The organism is Isoptericola sp. Y581 (genome assembly GCF_059445475.1).
Genome location: NZ_JCAIUK010000011.1, coordinates 1 through 24,427, shown reverse-complemented (window position 1 = coordinate 24,427; position 24,427 = coordinate 1). Strand labels below are relative to the sequence as shown.

23 protein-coding genes and 1 other RNA gene are annotated in these 24,427 nt (G+C 73.2%); 10 read left to right on the top strand and 14 right to left on the bottom strand.

Translation table 11 applies throughout. The features are described 5' to 3' along the window. Nucleotides 1-121: 121 nt before the first annotated feature. Nucleotides 122-319 carry an SPOR domain-containing protein gene (locus AC1C2W_RS18430; RefSeq protein ID WP_495391123.1) on the bottom strand — a complete coding sequence of 66 codons (198 nt, stop codon included), beginning with the start codon at nucleotides 317-319 and terminating at the stop codon, nucleotides 122-124. 28 nt (nucleotides 320-347) lie between these two features. Here AC1C2W_RS18430 and ppgK point away from each other — a divergent pair, with 28 nt between their 5' ends. Next, nucleotides 348-1,121 carry a polyphosphate--glucose phosphotransferase gene (gene ppgK / locus AC1C2W_RS18425; RefSeq protein WP_495391122.1) on the top strand — a complete coding sequence of 258 codons (774 nt, stop codon included), beginning with the start codon at nucleotides 348-350 and terminating at the stop codon, nucleotides 1,119-1,121. Between the two features lie 28 nt (nucleotides 1,122-1,149). On the opposite strand, the gene AC1C2W_RS18420 is transcribed toward ppgK, so the two are convergent. From AC1C2W_RS18420 to AC1C2W_RS18405, 4 genes are all read right to left on the bottom strand, one after another. After that, entirely contained in the window at nucleotides 1,150-1,536 is a 387-nt protein-coding gene (locus AC1C2W_RS18420) for an STAS domain-containing protein (RefSeq protein ID WP_495391121.1), read from the bottom strand. 566 nt (nucleotides 1,537-2,102) lie between these two features. Beyond that, an RNA gene (rnpB, locus tag AC1C2W_RS18415) (RNase P RNA component class A) lies at nucleotides 2,103-2,492 on the bottom strand. Between the two features lie 170 nt (nucleotides 2,493-2,662). Further along, nucleotides 2,663-3,046 (bottom strand): tautomerase family protein, encoded by a 384-nt coding sequence (locus AC1C2W_RS18410; RefSeq protein WP_495391120.1) that lies wholly within the window; start codon nucleotides 3,044-3,046, stop codon nucleotides 2,663-2,665. A 115-nt stretch (nucleotides 3,047-3,161) separates the two neighbouring features. Then, nucleotides 3,162-3,779 (bottom strand): PadR family transcriptional regulator, encoded by a 618-nt coding sequence (locus AC1C2W_RS18405; RefSeq protein WP_495413944.1) that lies wholly within the window; start codon nucleotides 3,777-3,779, stop codon nucleotides 3,162-3,164. 65 nt (nucleotides 3,780-3,844) lie between these two features. Between AC1C2W_RS18405 and AC1C2W_RS18400 the strand changes: the two genes are divergently transcribed. Both AC1C2W_RS18400 and AC1C2W_RS18395 read left to right on the top strand, forming a co-directional pair. After that, nucleotides 3,845-5,038, top strand: coding sequence for an FAD-dependent oxidoreductase (locus AC1C2W_RS18400; protein WP_495391118.1), 1,194 nt, complete (start codon nucleotides 3,845-3,847; stop codon nucleotides 5,036-5,038). A 51-nt stretch (nucleotides 5,039-5,089) separates the two neighbouring features. Beyond that, nucleotides 5,090-5,926 (top strand): YaaA family protein, encoded by an 837-nt coding sequence (locus AC1C2W_RS18395; protein ID WP_495413943.1) that lies wholly within the window; start codon nucleotides 5,090-5,092, stop codon nucleotides 5,924-5,926. A gap of 142 nt (nucleotides 5,927-6,068) precedes the next feature. Here AC1C2W_RS18395 and AC1C2W_RS18390 read toward each other — a convergent pair whose 3' ends face one another. The 5 genes from AC1C2W_RS18390 to AC1C2W_RS18370 all read right to left on the bottom strand — a co-directional run bounded on the left by AC1C2W_RS18390 (nucleotide 6,069) and on the right by AC1C2W_RS18370 (nucleotide 11,051). After that, nucleotides 6,069-6,767, bottom strand: coding sequence for a histidine phosphatase family protein (locus AC1C2W_RS18390; protein ID WP_495413942.1), 699 nt, complete (start codon nucleotides 6,765-6,767; stop codon nucleotides 6,069-6,071). Further along, nucleotides 6,767-7,516, bottom strand: a complete 750-nt coding sequence (locus tag AC1C2W_RS18385; RefSeq protein WP_495391115.1) for a zinc ribbon domain-containing protein — start codon at nucleotides 7,514-7,516, stop codon at nucleotides 6,767-6,769. Before AC1C2W_RS18385 ends, AC1C2W_RS18390 begins: the two co-directional genes overlap by 1 nt. Before the next feature lie 50 nt (nucleotides 7,517-7,566). Continuing rightward, the gene (locus AC1C2W_RS18380) at nucleotides 7,567-8,472 is read right to left on the bottom strand and encodes a Nif3-like dinuclear metal center hexameric protein (protein WP_495413941.1); all 906 of its coding nucleotides are present in this window, start codon (nucleotides 8,470-8,472) and stop codon (nucleotides 7,567-7,569) included. Nucleotides 8,473-8,488: 16 nt separating this feature from the next. Beyond that, a complete protein-coding gene (locus tag AC1C2W_RS18375; RefSeq protein WP_495413940.1) occupies nucleotides 8,489-10,306 on the bottom strand; it encodes a bifunctional 3'-5' exonuclease/DNA polymerase in 1,818 nt (605 codons plus the stop codon). 73 nt (nucleotides 10,307-10,379) lie between these two features. Then, on the bottom strand, nucleotides 10,380-11,051 hold the full coding sequence (locus AC1C2W_RS18370) for a phosphotransferase (protein WP_495413939.1): 672 nt from the start codon (nucleotides 11,049-11,051) through the stop codon (nucleotides 10,380-10,382). 110 nt (nucleotides 11,052-11,161) lie between these two features. Between AC1C2W_RS18370 and AC1C2W_RS18365 the strand changes: the two genes are divergently transcribed. The 3 genes from AC1C2W_RS18365 to AC1C2W_RS18355 all read left to right on the top strand — a co-directional run bounded on the left by AC1C2W_RS18365 (nucleotide 11,162) and on the right by AC1C2W_RS18355 (nucleotide 15,130). Continuing rightward, entirely contained in the window at nucleotides 11,162-12,562 is a 1,401-nt protein-coding gene (locus AC1C2W_RS18365; protein ID WP_495413938.1) for a dihydrolipoyl dehydrogenase family protein, read from the top strand. A 32-nt stretch (nucleotides 12,563-12,594) separates the two neighbouring features. After that, complete coding sequence (locus AC1C2W_RS18360) at nucleotides 12,595-13,158, top strand: GNAT family N-acetyltransferase (protein ID WP_495391110.1); 564 nt, start codon at nucleotides 12,595-12,597, stop codon at nucleotides 13,156-13,158. A gap of 184 nt (nucleotides 13,159-13,342) precedes the next feature. Continuing rightward, nucleotides 13,343-15,130: a serine/threonine-protein kinase gene (locus AC1C2W_RS18355; RefSeq protein ID WP_495413937.1), complete on the top strand. Its 1,788-nt coding sequence runs from the start codon at nucleotides 13,343-13,345 to the stop codon at nucleotides 15,128-15,130. Nucleotides 15,131-15,426: 296 nt separating this feature from the next. Here the strand turns inward: AC1C2W_RS18355 and AC1C2W_RS18350 are convergent, their stop codons facing one another. The 4 genes from AC1C2W_RS18350 to AC1C2W_RS18335 form a co-directional block, all read right to left on the bottom strand. Then, nucleotides 15,427-16,077, bottom strand: a complete 651-nt coding sequence (locus tag AC1C2W_RS18350) for an alpha/beta hydrolase (protein WP_495413936.1) — start codon at nucleotides 16,075-16,077, stop codon at nucleotides 15,427-15,429. 143 nt (nucleotides 16,078-16,220) lie between these two features. Further along, nucleotides 16,221-17,951: an FAD-binding protein gene (locus AC1C2W_RS18345; protein ID WP_495391106.1), complete on the bottom strand. Its 1,731-nt coding sequence runs from the start codon at nucleotides 17,949-17,951 to the stop codon at nucleotides 16,221-16,223. Nucleotides 17,952-18,252: 301 nt separating this feature from the next. After that, nucleotides 18,253-18,954, bottom strand: coding sequence for a hypothetical protein (locus tag AC1C2W_RS18340; protein ID WP_495413935.1), 702 nt, complete (start codon nucleotides 18,952-18,954; stop codon nucleotides 18,253-18,255). A gap of 559 nt (nucleotides 18,955-19,513) precedes the next feature. Next, nucleotides 19,514-19,840, bottom strand: coding sequence for a hypothetical protein (locus tag AC1C2W_RS18335; RefSeq protein WP_495391186.1), 327 nt, complete (start codon nucleotides 19,838-19,840; stop codon nucleotides 19,514-19,516). Between the two features lie 656 nt (nucleotides 19,841-20,496). Here AC1C2W_RS18335 and AC1C2W_RS18330 point away from each other — a divergent pair. The 4 genes from AC1C2W_RS18330 to AC1C2W_RS18315 all read left to right on the top strand — a co-directional run bounded on the left by AC1C2W_RS18330 (nucleotide 20,497) and on the right by AC1C2W_RS18315 (nucleotide 24,204). Continuing rightward, complete coding sequence (locus AC1C2W_RS18330) at nucleotides 20,497-21,228, top strand: transposase family protein (RefSeq protein WP_495413934.1); 732 nt, start codon at nucleotides 20,497-20,499, stop codon at nucleotides 21,226-21,228. 530 nt (nucleotides 21,229-21,758) lie between these two features. Then, the gene (locus tag AC1C2W_RS18325) at nucleotides 21,759-22,202 is read left to right on the top strand and encodes a hypothetical protein (protein ID WP_495391321.1); all 444 of its coding nucleotides are present in this window, start codon (nucleotides 21,759-21,761) and stop codon (nucleotides 22,200-22,202) included. Between the two features lie 83 nt (nucleotides 22,203-22,285). Further along, nucleotides 22,286-23,566 carry a sensor histidine kinase gene (locus tag AC1C2W_RS18320; protein WP_495413933.1) on the top strand — a complete coding sequence of 427 codons (1,281 nt, stop codon included), beginning with the start codon at nucleotides 22,286-22,288 and terminating at the stop codon, nucleotides 23,564-23,566. Next, nucleotides 23,551-24,204: a response regulator transcription factor gene (locus AC1C2W_RS18315; RefSeq protein WP_495391319.1), complete on the top strand. Its 654-nt coding sequence runs from the start codon at nucleotides 23,551-23,553 to the stop codon at nucleotides 24,202-24,204. Before AC1C2W_RS18320 ends, AC1C2W_RS18315 begins: the two co-directional genes overlap by 16 nt. Nucleotides 24,205-24,427: the final 223 nt, after the last annotated feature.

Genomic DNA, 24,427 nt, shown 5'->3' with positions numbered 1-24,427 from the left:
GGACGGCCCCACATCGCGTTCCGGGCTGGCGTCGTCGAGTCGGGAGTTCCGAGCCGTCCTCCGAGTCGGACGCCAGAGGCCGCGGGAACTCATCGCCCCTCGTCCGTGGAACGCCACGCGATCAGTCGCGGCCGCGCCAGTCCTTGTCCTCGCCCTCCCAGGTGTCGTTGCGCCGGGCGGCGGAGTCGAGGGCGTGCTCGGCCGCGTCGCGCGTCGGGTAGGGCCCCATGCGGTGGCTCCAGCTCGAACGGTCGCGGCTCTCCTCCACCTCACCGGACTTGGTGTTGTACCAGTACTGCACCGGACTGATGTCGCTCATAGGACGATCCTGCATCAAGATGGGGTCCATGGTGGAGGCAGCGTCGCAGCACACGGTCGCGTTCGGCATCGACATCGGCGGGTCGGGCATCAAGGGGGCACCGGTCGACCTGGCGACGGGCGAGTTCACCGACGAGCGGCGCCGCATCCCGACCCCCGAGAAGTCCACGCCGGACGCCGTGGTCGGCGTGCTCGCCGAGCTGGTGGACTCGTTCGACCTGCCCGCGCACGTGCCCGTGGGCGTGGCCTTCCCCGCCCCGATGGACCACGGCGTCGTGCGGTTCATCGCCAACCTCGACAAGTCCTGGAAGGGCGTCGACCTGCTCGCCCTCGTCCACGACACGACCGGGCGCGAGGTCACGGCTGTCAACGACGCCGACGCGGCGGGAGTCGGCGAGCAGCGGTACGGCGCCGCGCAGGGGCGCGACGGGGTGGTGCTGGTCGTGACGCTCGGCACCGGGATCGGCTCGGCGCTGCTCGTGGACGGCGTGCTGGTGCCGAACACCGAGCTCGGTCACCTGGAGATCGACGGGCACGACGCCGAGTCGCGGGCCGCCGAGTCCGCCCGCGAGCGCGAGGACCTCTCGTGGCAACACTGGGCCAAGCGGCTGCAGCGCTACTTCGAGACCGTCGAGATGCTCCTGTCCCCCGAGCTCATCGTGGTGGGCGGCGGGATCAGCAAGCAGCACGACAGGTTCCTGCCGCTGCTCGACCTGCACGCCCCCGTCATTCCGGCCACCCTGCGCAACCGTGCCGGGATCGTCGGGGCCGCCGCGCTCGCCGCGAGCGGGCGCGATCACTGACCAGGCGCTGTTCGCGAAACTGGGGCTGTCAGCCCGCGAGGCTGTGCGGTGCCGCCGGCGTGGTCGCCGGCGCCTCGCCGTCCAGGCCGACGTTCGCATCCGGCGGCACGTCCAGGTGGAGCATCCGCAGCACGTCCAGCACCGCCAGCGGCGGTCGGTGCAGCGAGACGCGCAGCCCCTCGTCCCTGCCGATGCGGCAGAGCTGGACGAGGAAGGCGACACCCGCCGAGTCGATGAACGTCACGCGCGAGGTGTCCACCACCACGGGGAGATCACGCTCGAAAGCACGGGCAAGGGCCGCGCTCGCCTCGTTGCGCAGGGCGATATCGATCTCGCCCCACATGTCCACCACACTGACGTCGGGTCGCTCCACGAGGGCGATGCCCCCGGTCTGCGCCTCGTTGGTGAAAGTCACATCCGCACCTTCGTCCCACGTTCCGCGTCCTGTGCGCCACGGTCTCGGGCGCTGCGTTCCGGACTCGCGACCTCGTCGTCGCGACGCCCGCCACGCTAGCACCGCGACACCCGCGGAAGGAACTCCGCATAGGAACTCTTTACGTACCGTTCACACAAGAGCGCCGGGCAGCGACGGCTCCTGCCGTACGACGGGAAGGTCGAGGTACGTGGATTCGCCCACATGGCGGGATGGTCCTGAACAGGTACGAGACGAGGCGCTGAGCACGATCAGCCCGCGATGGGCCATCAGAGCGGACGAGCCGGCCTGTATGCCGGGTGCCCTGAGGCCCGACGGCGTTTCGTGGGCTCTTGCGGACTACCTGCGGACTCGGTAATCCGGGCGCGGCGATGAACTGCGAACCCTAGATTGCGTGGCGTGGACCTTTCGCACCTCGGGACGACGGTGCCACCGCGGCAGAGGCTCTGATCGACACCCCTCGGAGTGCCCCCGCCGAAATTCCTGCGGACTCTCTGCGGACTGAGGCATCCCTCGCCACATAAAACCACAGGTCAGACCATGTGAAGCGGACGAGCCGGTCTGTACGCCGGGTTCTGTTCCCGCGCCGGGTTGCCCCGGCACGGGCGACGGTCATCCATCTAGGCCCTGCGTTGCCGCAGGGCTCGAGCGATCTACCCGGAAGCTTCGGGCGGGCCGCCCTCGAACGCTCCCTGTCTGACCTTGCTCCAGGTGGGGTTTACCTAGCCGCGCCCGTCGCCGAGCACGCTGGTGGTCTCTTACACCACCGTTTCACCCTTACCGCCGCCGGTCTCCCGGCGGAGGCGGTCTGATTTCTGTGGCACTGTCCCGCGGGTCACCCCGGGTGGCTGTTAGCCACCACCTTGCCCTTCGGAGCCCGGACGTTCCTCGGCGACGACACCCGAGGGTGCCGCCGACGCGACCGTCCGACCGACTCGTCCGCGCCGCACAGTCTATGCGCCGGCGAGGCGCTCCAGTGCCGCGCGCACGCGCTCGACCCCCGGCCCCGCGTGCGGCCTCGCGCCCACGGTGGTCTCGCTGCCTCGGCCGCGCTCCAGGGTATCGGCGCGGTCACGCGCTACGTGGGCTCCAGCGTGTGCGCCCCCGCTCAGACGTCGACGGTGTAGTTCAGCGTCAGCTCGTCGCCCGCGCGCCCGCGGATCCCCCAGCTCTCGGCCGGAGACTCGATGACGACGAGCTCCAGGTCGTCGGCGTCCAGCCCGAGCCGCGGCGCGACGTCGTCGTACAGGCGACGGATCAGTTCGCGCTTCGCCTCCGGCGACCGCCCCGTGAAGGCAACGATCTCGATCATCAGATAGGCGTCGGAACGCGGGGCCACGAGGTCGCCGTCATCCAGGAGCAGGAACCGGTGGAACCGCTTGTCCTCGGGGATCCGCCACGCCGCGACCAGCACCTCGTGCAGCGCGTCGGAGACCTCCGCACGCCGCTCGCCCCAGACCCGCCGGTTGCCGTAGACCTTCACCTGGACCATGCCCGACGACGCTAGCGGTGACGGACGCCACTGTCACCAGCCCGTCCGCCGGCCGAACACCCGACTGCCGGACACCGGCTGCCGAACACCGGCTGCCGAACACCGTCGGCGGGGCTCAGCCGGCCGCGACGCCCTCGAACCTGGGGCGCTGCTCGACCATCTGCACGGGATCCCAGGTGAGCGCGCCGGACCGCAGGTCCGCGACGACCCCGCGCACCCAGTCGAGCTCGGCGCGGGTCACCGCCACGAAGTGCTCGTGCTCCAGCATCAACACCCGCGGCAGCCCCCACGCGGCGCTGGTCGCCGCGTCCTCGGCCGCCCGCGCGAGCACGGCCTCGAGGGCATCGGCCCGCTCGGCCAGCCGGTCTGCGACGACCGTCGGCGACGTGAGCGCCACCACGGCCAGCACGGCCCGGAACTCGGGGAACTCCCGGGCCTGGTTCGCCAGGGCGGCGTCGACCCAGCGACGCAGCGCCTCCCGCCCCGCGTCCGTGAGCGCAAAGACGATGCGCGCCGGTGCGACGTCGGCCGCCACCTTCTCGCGCACCTCGATCAACCCGTCCCGCCGGAGGCGCTCCAGCGCCTGGTAGACGCTGTTGCTGCGCGCGACGTTGACCACGGCGTCCTTCTGCCGCGTCTTGATCAGCCGCTGCATCCGGTAGGCGTGCATCGGCTCCTCGGCGAGCAGGGCCAGGAGCACCATCGCCAGCGGCGATCGAGGTCGGTCGGTCACGGCCTCAGCCTAGAGCGCGGGCTCGACGCTTGCCATTTTATGGTTAGCCATTTTATGGTGTTGGCGTGAGAGCAATCGTGATCGGAGCGGGCATCGCCGGACCCGTGACCGCCATGGCACTGCAGAAGGCCGGCATCGAGACCACCGCCTTCGAGGCGCACGCCCGGACGGCTGACGACGTCGGGGCCTTCCTCACCCTCGCCCCCAACGGGGTCCACGCCCTCGGGGTGCTGGGCTTCGACCACCGGTCCCTCGGCGGGTTCGACACCACGCGGATGGAGATGCGCGGCGCGTCGGGGCGGCTGCTGACGCGGCTGCCGATGGACGCACCCGGTGGCGGGCCGCACAGCCAGACCGTGCGGCGGTCGGACCTCTACGCGGCCCTGCGCGACGAGGCCGCGCGCCGCGGGATCGTCGTCGAGCACGGCAAGCGCCTCGTCGACGCCTCGACCCGGCCCGACGGCACGGTCGTCGCCGCGTTCGACGACGGCACGACGGCGACCGGGGACCTGCTCGTCGGCGCCGACGGGCTCGGGTCGCGCACCCGACAGGTCCTGGACCCGGGCTGCCCGGCGCCGCGATACACCGGGCTGCTCAACACCGGCGGGTACGCGACGGGCGTCGACGTCGACACCGACCCGGGCGTCTTCACGATGGTCTTCGGACGACGCGCGTTCTTCGCGTACCTGCGGCGCGCGCCGGGCGAGGTCTGGTGGTTCGCGAACGTGCCACGCGCGACGGCGGCGACGCCGGCCGAGCTCGCCGCCTGGACCCCGGACGCCTGGCGGGCGGAGCTGGCGGGGCTGTTCGCGGACGACGACTCGCCCGCGCTCGACCTCATCGCGGGTTCTCCCACGCCGCTCGGCCCCTGGAACACCCTCGACCTCCCGAAGGTGCCGGTGTGGCACCGCGGGGCCGTCGGCCTTGTCGGCGACGCCGCGCACGCCATCTCTCCCACGTCCGGCCAGGGCGCGTCGCTGGCGATCGAGGACGGCGTCCTGCTCGCGCGCCTGCTGCGCGACCTGCGTGACCCGGCGGCTGCCTTCGCCGCCTTCGAGGCCCAGCGGCGGCGCAGGGTCGAGCGCCTGGTGGCGCAGGCGAAGCGCACGTCGAGCCTCAAGATCCCTCATGCCGCCTCGCGTGCCCTGCGCGAGCGGGTGATCCTGCCGATCGTCGGCCGCGTCGCCACCCGCGCCTCCCACGACTGGGTCACGGACTTCCGCGTCGGCTGGGACGAGCCGGTCGACGCCGCCCGCTGAGGTCACCGCCGACCGGCCGGCGAGGGGCCGGCGGCCGCCTACAGTGTCGGGGTGCTGATCTGTCTGCCGCCCTCCGAGGGCAAGACCCCCGCGCCCGCCGACGCCGCACCCGTCGACCTCGCGGGGCTCACGGGGGCGGCGGAGCTGACCCACCACCGCCGCGCCGTCGCCGAGGCCCTGGCCGCCGTCAGCCTCCGCCCCGACGCGACGACGGTCCTCGGGGTCGGCCCGTCCCTCGCCGACGAGGTCGCGCGCAACGCCGACCTGAAGGGCTCCCCCGCGGCCCCCGCCGCCCGCGTGTACACCGGCGTGCTGTACGCGGCCGCGGGCCTCGCCGACCTCGACGGCGACGTCGCGCGGCGTGCCACCCACGACGTGCGGGTCTTCTCCGGCCTGTGGGGCGCGGTCTCCCCCGCCGACCGGATCCCGGCCTACCGGCTGTCCATGGGCGTGGACCTGCCCGGCGTCGGGAAGCTCGCCACCGCCTGGCGCCCCCATCTCGCCACGGCCCTCGACGCGCGCGCCGCGGGCGACGTCGTCGTCGACTGCCGCTCGGCGACCTACCTCGCCGCATGGAAGCCGGCCACCACCGGCGGGTCCGCCGCCGACTGGGTGACCGTCCGCGTGGTGCGCGAGACCGACGGGAAACGCGCCGTCGTGTCCCACAACGCCAAGCACACCCGGGGTGTGCTCACAGGCCACCTGCTGCGCCGGCCCGGCCCGGCGCCGTCGAGCGCCGAGGAGCTGCTCGACGCGGCGCGCGAGCTCGACGGCGAGATCATCGGCACCGAGGTCGGAACGGGCCTGAGCTACCGCATGATCGAGGCCACGCTGCACGACCCCGCCACCCGTCGCGGGCCGCGCACCCTCGAGGTCGTCATCGCCTGACGAGCACGTCCTGAGCCGGCTCCGAGGCGACGCGCACGCCCGCCGGGGACCCACGGACTCCGCGCCTGGGTGACGCGCGGCGTCGACCTGGCGCTCGCGACGCCGCCCGAGCACGCGAAGCGATAGGTCCACGGGACCGCCCTCAGGCGTCGGTCGGGAAGCCGACCGTCGTGACCTCCGCGACGGCGAGCTCGCCGTCGTCCGCCCCGAGCCCCAGCCGCAGCACCGTGAGCGAGCACGGCGGCACGCGCAGCCGCGGCCACGTCGACGGGGGCGCCGCGAGCGCGCGTCCCACCAGGGAGCGGATGGTCACGGTGTGCGCGACGACGACGGTCGCCGCGGACGGGTCGCTCGCCGCGACGACGTCGCGCAGGCCCGCCCAGGCGCGCTCGCCCACGTGCGCGTACGACTCCCCACCCGGGGCGGGGTGCGTGCCCGTGGTGGCCCACGCCGCGAACTCGTCGGGCCAGCCGTCGGCGATCCGGTCGGCCCCCAGGCCCTCCCACTCGCCGAAGACGCACTCGGCGAACCGGTCGTCGGGACGCGGGTGCTGCCCGATCCGCCGGCCGATCGCGGCCGCCGTCTCGAGGGTGCGCACCATCGGCGACGCCAGGAGGGCGCCGGCCCGCGGCAGGTCGGGCCACAGGTCCTTGCCGATCCGGAACACGGCGTCGGCCGCCTGCGCGGCCTGGGTCCGGCCCCGCGTGGTCAACGACGGCCCGGGCACGCCGCCGCCCGAGTACGCGCGCGCCTCCGTCAGCGGCGTCACGCCGTGCCGGACCAGGACGACGGTCACCGTCTCGGCGCCCGCCAGCGGGCTCGCCCCGGACGGGCGCGCCATCAGACCCCCGCGCCCTCGTCCACCTGGCGCACGAGGATGCGCCCGCACTCCTCGCACCGCACGACCTGCTCCGGCGGGGCCGCCTTGGCCGCCGCGAGCTCGCCGGAGTTGAGCTCCAGCCGGCAGCCCTCGCACCGGCCGCCGCGCAGGGCCGCCGCTCCCGTGCCGCCGAGCTGGGTGCGCAGCCGGTCGTACAGCGTCACGAGGCCGGCGTCGAGCCCGGCGACCGTCGTCGCGCGCTCCGCCCGGACCGCGGCCGCGGCCGCGTCGATCTCCGCCCACGCCGCATCGCGCTCCGCACGGGCCTTGTCCTGGGCGGCCACGAGCTCCGCGTGCGCGGACTCGACCTCCGCGAGCGAGCCCTGGTGCGCCTCGAGCCGCTCCATGACCTCGAGCTCCGCGTCCTCCAGCACCGACTGACGCCGGGTCAGGGACTCGAGCTCGCTCACCAGGGCCTGGGAGTCCTTGGCCGACAGGGCACCCGAGTCGAGCTTCTGCTGGTCGCGGTCGGCGCGCGTGCGCACCTGCGCGACGTCCGCCTCCGCCTTGGCGACCTCGCGCTCGAGGTCGGCCACGGCCGTCCGCGAGTCGACCAGCGACCCGTGCAGGTCGGCGATGCGCTTGTCCAGCTCGGCGAGGGTGGCCAGGGACGGGTGGTGACGTCGCTGGTGGGCGAGCTGCTGCAACCGCGTGTCGAGGGCCTGGACCTCGAGCAGTCGGCGCTGGTCCTCGGGCGGTGCAGTGGCCACGGGCGGGTCCTCTCGCGTGCGTTCAGGTGAGTGAGGGTCAGCGCGCCGCCTCAGCGAGCAGAGCTCGCCACCCGTGCGGTCCATGGGTCGGTGCCGATCGTGCTCACCCTCGTTGTCACCGTACCGTCTCCGGGCTCTCCCCCAGCGCGCTCCAAGAGCCGCGCGACGACGTCCTCGGCGGCATAGGCCAGCCATGGCCACTCGCTCGCGAAGTGGGCGACGTCGACGAGGAACGGAGTGGCGGCGGCCGCGCCCTGCGGCACGTCCTCGAGCCCGGCCTCGAAGGCCGCTCGTTCGCGCAGCTCGGACGCCGGATGGTGCCGCAGGTCGGCGGTCACGTAGACGTCCACGGCAGCCGCGCGCACGGCGTCGAACAGGGAGTCCCCCGACCCGCCCACGACGGCGGCGGTGCGCACGCGCGCGTCGAGGTCCCCGGCCACCCGCACCCCCTGGGCGGTGGCGGGCAGCACCTCCGCCACGTGGCGGGCGAACTCGCCCAGGGTCGTCGGCTGGGCGAGGCGCCCGACCCGGCCGATGCCCCGCTCGTCGTCTCCCTCCCGTGCCACGAGCGGCCGCCGCTCGGTGATACCCACGAGATCGGCGAGCGCGTCCGCGACGCCGCGCGGCGCTGCGTCGGCGTTGGTGTGCGCCACGTACAGGCCGCAACCGGCGGTCAGCAGGCGGTGCACGATGTCACCCTTGAAGGTCGTGGCGGCCACCGAGTGCACGGGCCGCAGGAAGAGCGGGTGGTGCGTGACCAGCAGGTCGGCACCCCACGCGATCGCCTCGTCGACGACGTCGGCCACCGGGTCGACGGCGAACAGAATCTTGCGCACCGGCGCGCCCGGGTGCCCCACCACCAGCCCCACGGCGTCCCAACCCTCCGCCGTCGACGGCGGATAGAGGTCCTCGAGGACGGCGACGACGTCGCGCACGGTGGGGTCGCTCGTGGTCATGCCGCGACCCTAACCGTCACTTGGCGTCGGCGTAGGACTCGACGTCCGCCACCGTGAGCGGGAAGTCGACCGGGAAGTCGCCGAACAGCAGCCGCCCGGCTTCGTCCGCCGCCGCGCGCACCGCGTCCGCCACGTCCTTCGCCATCGACTCCGGGGCGTGCACCACCACCTCGTCGTGCAGGAAGAACACCAGGTGCGGGCGGTCCGCGAACGGGGCCGGGGCGAGGCCGGCCGCCGCGGCAGGCACCGGGCCGAGCTCCCACAGCCGCCGCCGGATCGATGCGAGCCAGCACAGCGCCCACTCCGCGGCCGTGCCCTGCACCACGAAGTTGCGGGTGAACCGGCCCCAGGACCGGGTGAACGACCGGGCACGGGCTGCCGCGTCCGCCCCGTCGGTGTCGAACGCGCCGGCCTGCGCGGCGTCCCACGCCTCGCCCGGGGGCGGGGACGACCGGCCGAGCCGGGTCGTGACGACGCCGCCCCGCTCCCCCGTGCGGGCGGCGTCCTCGACCAGCGCGACGGCGCGCGGGAACGCCCTGGCCAGCCTCGGCAGCACCTGGGCGCTGGCCCCCGTCGTGCCGCCGTACATCGCGCCGAGCATCCCGACCTTCGCCAGGTCGCGCGTCTCGACGGCCCCCGACGCGACGATCCCCGCGTACAGGTCGGCGCCCCGGCCCGCGCGGGCCATCGCCTCGTCATGGGCCATCCCGGCGAGCACGCGGGGCTCGAGCTGGGCCGCGTCCGCGACGACGAGCCGCCACCCCGGGTCGGCCACGACCGCGCGACGGACCCCCTTCGGCAGCTGCAGGGCCCCGCCGCCGCTGGAGGCCCACCGGCCGGTCACGACGCCGCCCACCACGTACTCCGGCCGGAACCGCCCGTCCGTGACCCACGCGTCGAGCCAGTGCCAGCCGTTGGCGGTGAGGAGCCGGTAGAGGTTCTTGTACTCCAGCAAGGGCTCGACGACCGGGTGGTCGACCTTCTCCAGCTCCCACTTGCGCAGGCTGTTCGCCCCCACCCCCGCGTACTGCATGGCCTTGAGGAGGTCCGGGTGGGAGTCCGGGTTGAGCGTGGGCGGTGCGTCGAGCGCCGTCCGGATGCGGTCCACGAGCGCCTCGAGCCGCGCCGGGCGCTGCCCCTCGGGCGGTCGGGGGCCGAGGGCCTCGGTGAGGATCGTGTCGTGCACGTCGGCACGCCACGGCAGCCCGGCGTGCCGCATCTCCGCGGCCACCAGCGCGCCCGCGGACTCGGCGGCCAGCAGCAGGCGCAGGCGCCCGGACCCCGCCGACCCGGCGACGGCGGCCTCCTGCGCCCCCAGCTCGGCGAGCGGGTCGGCGGCGTCCGGCGACGGCCCGCCACCCGCGCCCGGACGCGGCGCGGTGTCGGCGACCAGGTCGAACAGCGCGTCCGGCTGCGGCGCCCTCGCGGCCGGCACCGGGGGCCCGACGGTCACGGGACCCTCGTCCCAGGGGCTCGCCGGCGCGGCCGCGAGCGCCGACGACGCCGCCAGCACGGAGTGCCGCAGGATCCGGTGGCACAGCCGCAGGTCGTGGGCCCGCTCGACGCGCACGCCGGCCGTGAGCAGCCCCGAGTACCAGACCGACGTGTCGTCCCACGTCCAGCGTGGCACCGGGCCGGCGCCCGTCGCCGTCCCCGACTCGGCCCCGCGCACCACGACCGGCAGTTCGGATGCGGGCAGCTCGGCGTCGGGCAGGACGGCGTCGGGCAGGACGGCGCCGGGCAGGACGGCGCCGGGCAGGACGGCGCCGGGCACGGACGCGCCATGGTGCACGCGGACCGCGCCGTCGCGCTCTCGGGTCAGGACGACGTGCACGGCACCATCCTGCCGTGCGCCACCGACGCCCCGTCGCCCGCGTCGCCGGGCGACCGCCCGGTCGGGAGCTCGGTCAGGACGTCGGTGAGGACGACCGCACCGCGAGCGCCGCCGCGTCGTCCAGGCGTGCCAGCTCCGCGGCGGACATCGTGGGGTTGGCGCGCCGCATCGCGACCGCGTCGTCCATGTGGTCCCGGTAGGCCGAACCCGATGCTGCCGCGAAGGCTTCGAGCAGCGGCCGGACGGCCGCCGCGACGTCGCCCGCGGGGCTCTCGACCCCGGTCGCCAGCTCCGGCGAGAGCACCGTCTGCGCGCAGATCAGCGCCGTCATCGCGACGTCCAGCCCCGCCGGGCCCGGCCGGGCGTTGGTCCAGTCGATGACCACCGGCCCGTGCGCGGCGAGGATCACGTTGAGCGGGTGCAGGTCGAGGTGCAGCAGCGTGCCGCCGTCCCAGGGGACAGCATGGAGGCGGGCCTGCAACGACGCGAGCAACGCTCCGGCGTCGGCGGCGTCGTACCGACCGTCGAGCAGCGCGCTCCCGAGCGTCGGGCCGTCCAGCCGTTCGAGGACGAGGCCGGGTCCGTCGACGGCGAGGACCGCCGGCGCGGGGTAGCCCGCCGCCACCACGGCGGCGAGCAGCGCGGCATCGTCGTGGGCCGGGCGGCCGTCGCGGTAGCGCCGCAGCACGCGCTCGTCGTCCAGCGCGAAGACGTCGGCGTCGCGGCCGGCGGCGAGCAGCTCCATCGGCACAGCATGCCAGACTGCCGGCTCGACGCGCGATGCCGCGTCCGATGTGGTGCGCTGACGGTGGCCCGCGCCGTCGCGGCCACCCCACCCGTGCGCGAGGAGAACCGATGACCACCGAAGAAGCCACCGAGACCGTCGACGTCGTGGTGATCGGCACGGGACCCGGAGGCGAGGATGCCGCCGGCCGGCTGGCACGCGCGGGTCTGGACGTGGTGGCCGTCGAGGCCCGCCTGGTCGGGGGCGAGTGCCCGTACTACGGCTGCATCCCCACCAAGATGATGGTCCGCGCGTCCGACGCCCTCGCGGAGGCACGGCGCGTCGCGACGCTCGCCGGCCGCGCCGACGTGACGCCCGACTGGGCGCCTGTCGCGCGTCGCGTGCGCGACGAGGCGACGACCAACTGGGACGACACGACCGCCGTCGAGCGGCTCCAGAAGGCCGGCGGGCGGGTGGTGCGCGGACGCGGGCGCCTCGTCGGACCCGGCGAGGTGGCGGTGGACACGCCCGACGGCGAGCGCCGGTTCCGCGCGACGCGCGCGGTGCTCCTCAACCCGGGCACGGAGCCGACGGTCCCGCCGATCGACGGCCTCGCCGGGACCCCGTTCTGGACCAACCGCGAGGCGGTGCGCGCCACCGAGGCGCCCGCGTCGCTCACGGTGCTCGGCGGCGGCGCGATCGGTTGCGAGCTCGCCCAGGTCTTCGCGCGGTTCGGCACCGCCGTCGAGGTCGTGGAGGCCGGGCCGCGGCTGATCGCCGCCGACGAGCCGGAGGCGAGCGACCTGCTCGCGTCCCGCTTCGCCGCGGAGGGCATCGGGGTGCGCACCGGCGCGAACGTCTCGTCGGTGACGCACGACGGCGGCGGGTTCACCCTCACGCTCGACGACGGCACACAGCTCGTCTCCGAGCGGCTGCTGGTCGCGGCCGGTCGCCGCACGGACCTGAGAGCCCTCGGCATCGCGACCGTCGGCCTCGACGACTCCGCCCGCACCATCGCCGTCGACGAGCGCCTGCGCGCGGCCGACGGCGTGTGGGCGGTGGGCGACGCCACCGGGCACGGCGCGTTCACGCACGTGTCGATGTACCAGGCGCGCATCGCCGTGGCGGACATCCTCGGCGTGGAGGGGGCGGACGCCGAGACCGCCGACTACCGGGCGGTGCCGCACGTGACGTTCACCGACCCGGAGATCGGGGGCGTCGGGCTCACCGAGGCCGCGGCGCGCGACGCCGGCCTGACCGTGCGCACGGGCGTCACCGACCTCGCCGCGTCCTCGCGCGGCTTCGTGCACGGCCCGGGGAACGAGGGGCTGATCAAGCTCGTCGAGGACGCCGACGCCGGTGTGCTGGTCGGGGCCACTGCCGCGGGCCCGGCGGGCGGCGAGATCCTCGGCGTGCTCACCCTCGCCGTGCAGGCACGAGTGCCGGTGGCCGAGCTGCGGCACATGATCTACGCCTACCCCACCTTCCACCGCGCGATCGAGAGCGCGCTGGCCGAGCTCGACGAGGGATGACGGATGTCGGTGCCACGACCTACCGTCGCGCCGTGACGACCGCTACCGCTGACCACCGCACCACCGACCGCCTCGACCTGGCGCCGGTCTCTCCCGGCGACCTCGACGAGCTGTACGCCCTGCACGCCGACCCCCGCGTGTGGGTGCACTTCCCCTCGGGGCGGCACGCCAGCCGCGAGAAGACGGAGGGCCAGGTGAGCGCCTTCGCCGCGGACTGGGAGCGCGACGGGATCGGCTACTGGACGGCGCGGCGCCGGGACGACGGCTCCTTCGTCGGCATCGGCGGCCTGCGATTGCGCCCGGCCGGCGTGCTCAACCTCTACTACCGGCTGTCTCCCGAGCAGCAGGGTCAGGGCTTCGCGGCCGAGCTATCCCGCGCCGCGCTCGCTCTCGCCGCCGAACGGCTCCCCGACGTGCCGGTCACCGCGTTCCTCCTGGAGCACAACGTCGCGTCGCGGGCCACCGCCGAGCGGATCGGCCTGCGCGTCGCGTGGCGCGGGCCGGACGCGGGCAACCCGGAGCCGGACGCGGTGCGCCTGGTCTTCGCCGACCGGGAGCTGGGCGACGCCACCCTCACGAGCCTGGTCCAGGGCTGAGACCGACGATCCCACCGGTGAGCCTCAGGTCCGTCACGACCCCGCGCTCGGGCCCCGTGCAGCACGTGCCGCCACCACATATCCTGTGGTGGCCCATGACTGAAATGACCGAGATCACCGCACCGACCTCACCGCCGCGCGCGGGAACCCACCTCGACCCCCCGCTCCAGCAGCGGACGATCGCATGACGCGGAACGAGCCGGCCGGCGAGTCGGCCTCCGGGCACGTGGTGCTCGGTGGGAAGTACGCCCTGGGCGACATCCTCGGCACCGGGGGCACGTACACCGTCTACGAGGCGTCGCGCCTGCACGCCGCGGACGCCACGGGCGCCGCGGGCGCCGCGTCGGGCGGCGAAGACGGCGGCGCAGTCGGCGGCGCCGAGACAGAGCCGGAGCTGCTCGTCAAGGTCCTCCATCCGCACCTGGTCGACGACGACGCGACGCGCGCCGCGCTGGCCCGTGAGATCGCGGCGTCGGCGCCGGTGGACCACCCGGGAGTCGCCAAGGTCCTGGACACCGGGGAGGACGAGGTCGCGGGTGCGAACGTCCCCTGGCTCCTGATGCGGCGGCTCCCCGGCGTCCCGCTCTCCGAGCTGGCGGCCGGAGACGGCCTGCCGTGGCCGAAGGCGCTCGCCGTGGTCCAAGGACTGCTCGAGGCGCTGACCGCCGTGCACGCGGCGGGCCTGGTGCACCGCGACGTCAGTCCGCGCAACGTCGTGGTCGACCGGCACGACGACGGCACCATGACGGTCGGGCTGCTCGACCTCGGTCTCGCCGCGCCGGGTGGTGGTGACGGCGATGGCGAACGCGTCGCCGGCTCGGCGGCGTACATGTCGCCCGAGCAGGCCCAGGGCAGGCCGCTCGACGCGCGCAGCGACCTGTACTCGGTCGGGGCGCTGGCGTACTTCGCCCTCACGGGTCATCCGCCGTACGAGCGGGCCAGGCCGGGTGACGTCCTGCTGGCCCACGTCGGGGCGCCGGTGCCCGCGCCGTCGGCACGCCGGCCCGCGGTGCCGGGCGTCGTGGACCGATTCGTGGCGCGGGCGATGGCCAAGAACCCGGACCGACGGTTCACGTCCGCCGACGCGATGGGCGCGGCCGCAGCGGCACTGCTCGGCACGGGGCCGGTCGCGAGCCACGGCGACACCTCGGGTTCCGACCAACCGGGCCCCGACCAGACGATGACGCTGGGCCAGATCGCCGCAGAGGATCCCCACCGGACCGCAGTCATCGGCACGGCAGCCGCGGCGGCGGCCGCAGCCGCAGCGGCCGCCGCGGGCGACGAGACCGAGCTCCTCCGCACGCAGCAGCTCGGCGCGGTCGGCGCGCCTCCGCCACCACCGGGCGACACACCCGGGCCGATGGCGGAGGAGGCATCCGAGCAACCGGGTCCCGAGCAACCAGGTCCCGAGCAACCAGGTCCCGAGCAACCAGGTCCCGAGCAACCGGAGCCCGAGCAACCGGAGCCCGAGCAGTCCCGGTGGCGCGCGTTCATCACCAGCCCGAAGGGGATCGCGCTCGCCGTGGTCGTCCTGGTCCTGGTCCTCGCTGGAGGGGCGTTCGCGTTCTGGTCCCTGCGCGACGACGAGAGCGAAGTACCGGTCGCCCCGGTCACGCACAGCCCGTCGCCCACGCCGACGGAGACGCAGTCCACGACCGCTCCGCCCTCGGAACCCACGACCGGATCGACGTCCCGCCCCACGCAGACCGAGACCACGACCCCGACCGAGACCCCCACGCCTACGGACGACCCGAAGCCCACGGAGACTCCCACGCCGACCTCGACGCCCACCTCCACGCCGACGCCGACCGACGACCCGACGCCGACCGACGACCCGACGCCGACCGACGACCCGACGCCGACCGATGACCCGACGACGGATCCGACGCCCACCGACGACCCGACCACGCCGGCGCCCGGCCCGACGCCCACCGGTGGTGCGGACGGCGGCGGCTCCGACACCGCGCCGTGACCAGAGGTCCCCGCCCCGGAGCGACGGCCCGGGGTGGGGACCTCGACCTTCCATCGGCGAGATGTCGCGACAGGTCAAGCGACTTCCTCGGCGACGTCGGCGCCGAGGGCCTCGAGGATCGCGGCGGTGACCTCGTAGGGGCGCGAGACGGCGATCGCGTCGGACGAAGACGAGGCCGATGACGTCGGGGTTCTGCGCCGCCGCCTCGGTGATCACGATCCCGCCGTAGGAGTGTGCGCGACCAGCAGGACGGGCCGGCCGATCCCGGCGACGACGTCGCGGACATAGGGGGTGCCTCAGCCGGCGTGGAGTGCCGCACGGAGGACGTCGACGGCCTGCGCGATCGCGCCGGACGACGCGGCCGACGGCCGCAGCGGGTTGAGCATCATGAAGTCGTGGATCGTCGCGTTGTAGCGGACGGTCGTGGTCCGCACGCCGGCCTGGACGAGCTTGCGCGCGTAGGCCTCGCCCTCGTTGCGGAGCACGTCGTTCTCGTCGACGACGACGAACGCCTCCGGCAGCCCGGCCAGGTCCTCCGGCGTGGCCCGCCCGCAGGGGCGACGCGGTGATCTCATGGCGCCGTGACACGGGAACGTCACGTCGCCCCGCTGCTTGGCCAGGATCGCCACGGCGGCCGCACGGACCAGGCGGTCGTGCGTGCCGGCGTCGCCCAGCACCCAGCCCCCACCATGGATGTACAGGACCGCGGGCAGCGGGTCGGTGGCACCGACGGGCCGGACGACGCGTACGCGGACGTCGCCGACGGAGGCGGCCACGACGATCCACTCCTCCTCGACGTCCGGCTTTCGTGTGGGCTCCGCCTGGACGGCGAGGACCTGACGCGCGTCCTGGGGCGTCATCTCGTAGAAGTAGGGCGGTTGCGCCGTCGCGTCGGCCATGGCCTGGGCCTCGGGCTCGAGCCCGGGCTCGAGAACGTGGTCGCTCATGGGGGGCGTCCTTCCTGGGTCGTCCGAAAGGTCGGCTGGAGGTCGCCGGGACGCACCGCGGCGGTGGTCGCCCGGTGCCCGTGGACGGCGTGCGCCGTCGTCCTGAACGACCGGGCACCGGGCGTGGGCGTGACACCGGGCCGCTACTCGACGAGTTTCCCGTCGGCGGAGACGTCGTGCATGCGTTCGGCGATGTCGGTCGGGATCGGCGGAAGCGCCTCGCGGCGCACGCCGGTGCGCGGGGACCACACCAGGTTGACCTGGAGCTCCGGATCCAGGTCGGGATGGTCGGACCTGCTGTGGCACCCGCGCGACTCCCGACGCTCCAGCGCGCACACCAGGGTCGCCCTGGCCGCGAGCGCCGCCGACCGCAGGTCGAAGGCGTGCGCGAGGTCCTGGTAGCCGCTGATGTCGATGTGGATGCCCGCCCGGGTCATCCGGTCCTCGACCTCGTCGAGGGCATCCAGGCCGGCGCGCAGCCCCGCCTCGTCCCGCACCACGCCGGCGTGCTCGGTCATGAGGTCGCGCACGCTGCGCTGCATCGCGCGCACGTTCTGGTCGCCGTCGGCGGCGAGCAGCCGGTCGACCGACGACTCGGCGTCCCGGACCGCGCCGAGCGACCGGCGCTGCGTCGCCAGACCCGCGGAGTAGGCGGCCGCGGCGCGGCCAGTGATCCGGCCGTACACCAGGAGCTCGATGAGGGAGTTCCCCCCGAGCCGGTTGGCACCGTGCAGGCCGCTCGAGGCCTCGCCGATGGCGAAGAGCCCGAGCACGTCGGTGCTGTGGTCCTCCGGGCGCACCCACACCCCCCCCATCGAGTAGTGCGCGGTCGGAGCCACCTCGATCGGGTCGCGCGTGACGTCCAGCACCTGCAGCTCCAAGAGGGTCTGGTGGACGCGCGGCAGCCGGGTGAGGATCGTCTCGCGCGGCAGGTGGGACAGGTCGAGCCACACGCCCCCGGCGCGGGTCCCGCGGCCCTCCTTGATCTCCGTGTAGGACGCGAGCGCGACCCGGTCGCGGGTGGACAGCTCCATCCGCTCCGGGTCGTACCGCGACATGAACCGCTCGCCCTGGTTGTTGAGCAGCACCCCGCCCTCGCCCCGCGCGGCCTCGCTGACGAGGGTCCCCGCGGCGTCCTCGGGCTCGATCAGCCCCGACGGGTGGAACTGCACCAGCTCGGCGTCGCGCAGCCGGGCTCCGGCGTCGGCCGCGAGACGGAACGAGTCCCCCGTGTTCTCGTCGCGTCGTGACGAGGTGCGCCGCCAGATACGCGTGTGGCCGCCGGTCGCGAGGATCACGGCGTCGGCGTGCACCAGATAGCGCGACCCGTCGACGAGGTCGAACCCGTACGCGCCGAACACCACCCCGTCGTTCACCAGCAGCTCGGTGACGTAGACAGTGGACAGCACCGGGATGTCGAGCGCGGCCGCACGCTGGACCAGCGTGCGCTGCACCTCGAGCCCCGTGTAGTCGCCCACGAAGGCGGTGCGCCGGTACGTGTGGGCGCCGAAGTAGCGCTGCGCGATCCGCCCGTCCGGCTGCCGGTCGAAGCGCGTGCCGTAGCGCTCCAGGTCGGCGATCCCCCGCGGCGCCCCCTGCGTCACCACCTGCACGGTCCGGGGGTCGGCCAGGAGATAGCTCTCCTGGAGCGTGTCGGCGGCGTGCTGCTCCCACGTGTCGGCGGGGTCGGTCGTGGCCAGGGCGGCGTTGATGCCGCCGGCGGCCAGCGAGGTGTGCGCGTCGGGCGCGGGGCGCTTGCCGACCGCGAGCACGGCGACTCCGGTCTCGGCGAGCTCGATCGCGGCGCGCAGGCCCGACCCGCCGGTGCCGATCACGAGCACCGCGGTGGCGAGCTGATGGATGGGTGTGGACACGGTTCCTCCTGCGACAGGCGTCTGCTGACCTAGTCTCGACCGCGTGGCGACGCCGCGCGTGACACGGGCCGGTAATCTGCCCCCGAGGGCGCCACCGACGATGCGCTCCCCACGAGGCCCAGGAGGTGCGATGAGCGCGAATCCCCTCCCCCACCTGGTCGGACGCGGCAGCGAGCGGGCGGCCCTCGACGAGATGCTCGCGAGCCTCCGCCGCGGGAGCTCGGCGGTGCGCGTCCTGCGGGGCGGGGCCGCGTGGGCAAGTCGCTGCTGCTCGACTACGTGGCCGCCCAGGCGTCGGGGGTCACTGTGACGAGGGCCTGCCCTGGGCGTCGAGGCGGACATGGAGCTGGCGTACGCCGGCCTGCAGCAGCTGTGCGCGCCGTTCCTCGGCGAGGCGAGTAGCCTCCCCGACCCGCAGCGCGACGCCCTGCAGGTGGCCTTCGGGACGGCGACGGGAGCGCCGCCCGCCCGGTTCCCGGTCGGGCTGACACTGCTCACCCGCGCGTCGGAGGCACGGCCCGTTCTCGTCGTCGTGGACAACGCGCAGTGGCTGGACCAGGCGTCGCTCCTGCCGCTCGAGTTCGTCGCCAGGCGCCTCCTGGCCGAGTCCGTCGCGATGGTGGCCGCCGTGCGCGACCCCGACGGGGCCACGGCGATGGCCGGGCTCGACGAGCTGCGGATCGAGGGTCTCGACCCGCGGTCGGCCGGCGAGCTGCTCGATTCGGCCGTCGACGGGCGGCTGGAGGCACGCGTGCGGGACCGGCTCGTCGTCGGCGAGACCCACGGGAACCCGCTCGCGCTCCTGGAGCTCGACCGGGGGCGCAACGGCGCCGAGCTGGCCTACGGGCTGGACGCGACCGGGCCCGGCTCCGTCTCGAACCGCGTCGAGCAGGACTTCGCCCGGCGCCTGGGAGCACTTCCGCCCCCGACCCGGACCCTCCTGCTGGTCGCCGCCGCCGAGCCGGTCGGCGACGCCCGGCTGCTCCTGAGGGCGGCCGAGCACCTGGGCGTCGTCCCCGACGCCGCGCCCGCCAAGGCGGCCGGCCTCATCGAGTTCGGGGAGTCCGTCCGGTTCCGCCACCCGCTCGCCCGGTCCGCGGCCTACCGCGCCCGCCACCCCCGCGGATCGCCGCGCCGTGCACCGCGCGCTGGCGTCGGCCACCGACCCGGTCCACGATCCCGACCGGCGCGCGTGGCACGCCGCGCAGGCCTGCGACGGGCCCGACGAGGAGGCCGCGCACGGCCTGGGGCGGGCGGCGGACCGCGCCGGGCAACGCGGCGGCATCGCCGCCGAGGCGGCGCTGCTCGAGCGTGCCGCGGAACTCACGCCGGACCCGCGGCGGCGCGGGCGCCGCGCCCTGGCCGCGGCCGAGGCGCACTTCTCGGCGGCAGCCCCCGACCGTGCGACGGAGATGGCGACGGTCGCCGATCTCTGCCCGCTCGACCCGCCGGACCGCGCCCGGGTGAGCAGGCTCCGTGCCCGCGTGCTCTTCGCGCGCAGCCGGAGCGACGAGGCGGCCCCGCTCCTGCTGGACGCCGCCGCCGGCCTGGCCGCGGCGGGATCACCGCTGGCCCGGGAGACCTACCTCGAGGCGATCAGCGCGGCCGTGTTCTCCGGCCGCGTCCACGGCCCCGCCGGCGTCGCAGGGGCGGCGACGGCCGCCCGCGGTCTCGACGGGACGCTGCCCGGCTCCAGTCCCTCGGACGCCCTGCCCGACGCGATCGCGACCCTCCTGGCCGACGGCCCCGAGGGGGGTCGGTGCGATCCGGGCGGCGCTCGACCCGTTTGCGCACGAGGAGCTGGTTGGCCCGGAGGCCACGATGCGGTGGCTCCTGCTGATGTCCACCTGCCCGGCGTGCCGCGCGGTCTCTTCGATCGCGTGTACCAGGTGCCATCGCAGCGCTGGCCCCTGAGGTTCCCTGCACCGGGAGTCCCACAGCGTGCCCGGCGCCAGCGTCCGGCTCGAGATGTACTCGGCCGGCCCCTCGCTGAGCGTGAGGCGCTCGACGACGACGTCGCGCCGGTCCGGGGGACGCCACTCGTGATGATCGATGAGACGCCGCTCCGCGACCAGCCGGGCCTCCGCGGCCAGCCGGTCGCCGAACTGGCGCGTGTAGCGGCTGCCGTCGGGACCGTTGTAGCGCGCCCGCCGGGCGATGATCTCTTCTTGGTCTTGGTGCTCTTGCGAGCCTCGTGCTCACCGAACGACCGCCGCACGCTCGCCACGGGAACCACCCTCGTTCGCGCGGAAGGTGTGTCCGGTACCCCCGGATCTCTCGGGGGTCGGTAGTGGGTCCAGGAGTCCCTCCGGGGCATCCCAGGCCAGACGTGTCCACGAGCTACAGGAACAAAGCTGCGGGTCAGCGCAAGAAAAGCGGGGGTGATGGACCTAAGTGGGCTATTCACGGAACGGGTCGCGACGATGCGGCCGGGTGAGAGCGCACCGGCTCTCTGACCTGCAACGATGGGGTTACCACACCATCCATCGACGAGGATTGAGAGCCGGTGCGCTACGAGTCTACGACCGGGTTGGACGCTGTCCAGATGACGGAGCTGGTCGCCAGGATCTACCAGGTCGAGTCCGGGCGGTCCTGGGACGAGCGGGGGCACTTCTGCATGGGGTTGCGTGACCAGGTCCGACTGGCGTTGACGCTGCTGCGCACGAACCTGTCCCAGGCGATGGTCGGGGAGTTCTTCACCGTCTCGCAGGCCACCGTCTCGCGCATCTACCGGCGCGTGCTGCCGCGAATCGAGCAGGTCACCTGCCTGGCCCGTCAGGACCTGGCCGACGCCTGTCGGGGGCGGGTCGTACTGGTCGACGGGACCTATGTACCGACCGGCAACCGGCTGGAAACTGGGCGAACAAACTACTCCGGCAAGCATCACGTGCAGTGCCTGAACATCCAGGTCGCCGCCGCCACCGACGGCACCCTGCTCGCCGTGTCCGCGCCAGTGGCAGGCGCACGGCACGACTCGGCCGCCCTCGACCTCGTCGGCTGGACCAAGGTCCTGGACGAGGTGGAGTGGATCGGCGACACCGGCTACGTCGGCCACAGCGCGACCACCCCGATCAAGAAGGCCCGCGGAGCCGAGCGCACCGAGTTCGCCAAGATCTGGAACGCCTCGGTCGCGTCCATCCGCGCCGCCGTCGAACGCACCATCTCCCACCTGAAGAACTGGAAGATCCTCGCCACCGGATACCGCGGCCGCCTGGCCGAACTACCCCGCGTGATCCGCATCGTCACGAACCTCGAGCTCTACCGCCTGGGATGGTGACCGTGAATAGCCCTCTCAGATAACTACAGCTTTTGAGACAACCGCCGGTTGGTAGGTGCTTGGTCGCTGCTCCGCGCTATCCAGGTGCTAAGCACCAGGTGGGTGCGCGTATCTCGGTGTAGCTGTCCACAGGCGCACCCTCGTTCTGCCCTGTATTTACGGGCCTGAGCACCGATTCGTGTCCCTGCGTGCGATGAGGTCGAGTGCAGTTCAACCCCCCCAGCGGCACCCTCATCAAGTGGAACGTGCCTGTGCCACATCGAGTGTGGACGCTCAGGGAGTAATTGCGATCTCGGGTGCCTCGGCAACGGAGTTCTGCCTCGGCAAGCGGTCTTGGCGCTCAAGGCCCTTCTACGCCGATAGCTCCTCCAAACGCCGCCTGATTTCTCAGACACTGGTTGCACCCGCGCTCATCCTGCCCTCGGTAGGAGTGTGGTTAGGCCCACCTATCGGTGCGTCTAGGCCTGTACTGCGCGGTCTTCGGTCTTTCTAAGGTTGAGCATATACCAACAACGAGAGGAACCGGCAACATGACGAACACCAACAATGAGGCCTCCGCACAAGCGCAGCGGGCGAGCGAGGCCGGCGTCCAGCAGGCCTCGTCCACGGTGAAGAAGTGCGTTGTGATCTACGGTGTGGTCGGCGTGATCGTGCTGGCAGTGCTGGCTGTGATCGCCATTATGGGTGGCGAGGTGAGCACGTTCATGTGGGTTCGGGCGGGCATCCTGCTCGCGATCACCCCCTTCTTCTCGATGCTCGCTACCCGCGCGGCGAAGGGCAGTCGCAAGGATTTCGACCGGCTGCGGACTGTGACGCTCATCGTGCCGATCGCGATCATCGTGGTCGACCTGATCCCCGGTCTCTGCCCCACCTGGTACGCCGCGATCCAGGCCGTGTCTGCGTTGACGCTGGTCGCGGTCGCCATCATCACTCGCCGGCAGCCCCTGACGAGCGCTTTCCCGAAGGGCGCATGAGGCAGATGGCACGATCGGTCGCCGAGACACAGGATCAGGCCGGGCAGTTAAAATCGGTTGTAGAGCGGAACGAAGGGGAGCACATGCGACAGATGGCGTCGTGGCCGGCTGCTGCCTGGCACGGATTTGTCAGAGCTGTGCTGCTCACCGCCCTCGCCCTGGCCGTCCCCGCCCTCGCAACGGTCCTCCCATTCGTAAGCGCGCTGTTGGGTTCGGCCTGGTCGTGGAGTAATCCGTGGTCCTGGTTCGGGCTGCTGATGATCCTCATTCCGCTCACGCTGGTGCTGGCCCGCCCGCTCGGCACGGCGTTCCGACGGGTGACGGCCCGCTGGTCTGGCATCCAGGTCGATGACGGCTATCGTCGCCCGGAGAACGCGCCGGAGCCGGTGCAACTGTCTACCGGGCAGTGGTGGAACGGCTACTCCTACGAGCGCACCCGCCGGGATGCGGAGCTCGATCAGCGGCTGCGACGCCGCGGAGGCGACCCCGCCTACTGGCGCGACGTGCGGTGGGTGCCGATCGCCGCGCTAACCGCCGGGGCGGTGTGCCTCATTCCCGTCACAGCTCTCGTCGGCGCGCTCATCGCCTTCGCCCATGCGACACCAATCACGATTACGGTCGGCGTGCTCCTTGCGGTTGTAGCGGTGGCCACGGCTCCCTACGCCTGGCGGATCGCCCCTCCGTTGGTGGTGCGTTGGCTGAAACTGCCGGACAGCATTGTGATGGCCGAGCAGGTGCACGAGTTGGAGATGCAGCGTGCGGATGCGACGGCGGCGCAGGCCGCGGAGATCCGCCGGATCGAACGCGACCTCCACGACGGCGCCCAGGCACGACTGGTCGCGGTGGGTTTGTCGTTGGCGACCGCGGAGAAGCTCATGGACACCGACCCGGAACGAGCGAAAACACTGCTGCGCGAAGCACGCAAAGGCACCTCCAGCTCCCTGACGGAACTGCGCGAGCTCGTCCGCGGCGTCAACCCGCCCGTACTCGTGGAACGCGGCGCCGTCGAGGCGATCCGCGCGCTCGCCCTCGACAGCCCCTTGGACATCCAGATCGATGCCCCCGACCGGTTGCGGCTGGAAGCCCCAATCGAGGCGGCCCTCTACTTCGGCGTCGCCGAGCTGCTCGCCAACACCGCCAAGTACGCGCCCACCGCCCAGGTGCAGATCCAGGTCCGTCATCGGGGCACGACGATCGAGATCGACGTCGATGACAACGGCTCCGGAGGCGCGAGCGTGGAGTCCGGGGGTGGCCTCGATGGCATCCGCAGAAGGCTCGCCGCTTTCGATGGAACTCTTACCGTGACCAGCCCGGTCGGTGGGCCGACCCAGACGAGGATGGTGGTGCCATGCGTATCGTTGTAGCCGAAGACCTCTACCTCCTGCGCGATGGCGTCGTCCGCCTACTCGAGGCCTACGGGCACGACGTGGTCGCGACCGCAGCGACCGGGCCCGAGACCCTGGATGCGTTGCTCACGCACCGCCCAGATGTCGCGATCGTTGACGTACGGATGCCTCCGACGAACACCGACGAAGGCCTCACCGCCGCTCTCAGCGCCCGCGAAGAGATTCCGGGGCTCCCCGTGCTGATCCTGTCTCAGCACGTCGAACAGCTCTACGCCCGTGAGCTTCTCGCCGACCAGGCCGGCGGGGTCGGATACCTCCTCAAGGACAGCGTGTTCGAGGCCGACCAGTTCATCGACGCCCTCGAACGCGTCGCCGCGGGCGGCACCGCCCTCGACCCCGCCGTGGTCTCCAAACTCTTCGCCCGCCCGGCCACAGCACCGCACCTCGCGCAGCTCACCGAGCGGGAACGTTCCGTCCTTGCGCTCATGGCCGAAGGACTTTCCAATACCGCCATCGCGGCGCGTCTGTTCCTCAGCGAGAGTGCGATCAGCAAATACACCACCACGACCTTCGACAAACTCGGCCTCGACGACGACAACAACGCCAATCGACGTGTCATGGCCGTCCTCACCTACCTCAACGACGCCCGCAACTAACGCGCAGCGCGACTTGCGCGTTTCTGGGTGACGTGTCTCAGAGGTGTTCTCACCAGGGGCAGTGAGAGCGTTATTCACGGGCTCGGGGTTGGCCATGGGTATGTGATGGCTTGACCTGCATCGTTGCTGGTCAGAGTCAAGTTTGGGCAGGTAGCGCAACGGCCCTCGCGTCCGGTTTGATCCAGGTTGTCTACGCCAGGATCGAACCCGAACGAAGGACCGA

What these genes read in the sequence shown, in the direction of transcription:
- AC1C2W_RS18315 (WP_495391319.1), top strand. Translation starts at nt 23,551, where the DNA reads ATGCGTATCGTTGTAGCCGAAGACCTCTACCTCCTGCGCGATGGCGTC.
- AC1C2W_RS18430 (WP_495391123.1), bottom strand. Translation starts at nt 319, where the DNA reads ATGAGCGACATCAGTCCGGTGCAGTACTGGTACAACACCAAGTCCGGT.
- AC1C2W_RS18380 (WP_495413941.1), bottom strand. Translation starts at nt 8,472, where the DNA reads ATGACCACGAGCGACCCCACCGTGCGCGACGTCGTCGCCGTCCTCGAG.
- AC1C2W_RS18390 (WP_495413942.1), bottom strand. Translation starts at nt 6,767, where the DNA reads ATGGCGCGCCCGTCCGGGGCGAGCCCGCTGGCGGGCGCCGAGACGGTG.
- AC1C2W_RS18365 (WP_495413938.1), top strand. Translation starts at nt 11,162, where the DNA reads ATGACCACCGAAGAAGCCACCGAGACCGTCGACGTCGTGGTGATCGGC.
- AC1C2W_RS18325 (WP_495391321.1), top strand. Translation starts at nt 21,759, where the DNA reads ATGACGAACACCAACAATGAGGCCTCCGCACAAGCGCAGCGGGCGAGC.
- ppgK (WP_495391122.1), top strand. Translation starts at nt 348, where the DNA reads ATGGTGGAGGCAGCGTCGCAGCACACGGTCGCGTTCGGCATCGACATC.
- AC1C2W_RS18410 (WP_495391120.1), bottom strand. Translation starts at nt 3,046, where the DNA reads ATGGTCCAGGTGAAGGTCTACGGCAACCGGCGGGTCTGGGGCGAGCGG.
- AC1C2W_RS18330 (WP_495413934.1), top strand. Translation starts at nt 20,497, where the DNA reads ATGACGGAGCTGGTCGCCAGGATCTACCAGGTCGAGTCCGGGCGGTCC.
- AC1C2W_RS18350 (WP_495413936.1), bottom strand. Translation starts at nt 16,077, where the DNA reads ATGAGCGACCACGTTCTCGAGCCCGGGCTCGAGCCCGAGGCCCAGGCC.
- AC1C2W_RS18355 (WP_495413937.1), top strand. Translation starts at nt 13,343, where the DNA reads ATGACGCGGAACGAGCCGGCCGGCGAGTCGGCCTCCGGGCACGTGGTG.
- AC1C2W_RS18320 (WP_495413933.1), top strand. Translation starts at nt 22,286, where the DNA reads ATGCGACAGATGGCGTCGTGGCCGGCTGCTGCCTGGCACGGATTTGTC.
- AC1C2W_RS18370 (WP_495413939.1), bottom strand. Translation starts at nt 11,051, where the DNA reads ATGGAGCTGCTCGCCGCCGGCCGCGACGCCGACGTCTTCGCGCTGGAC.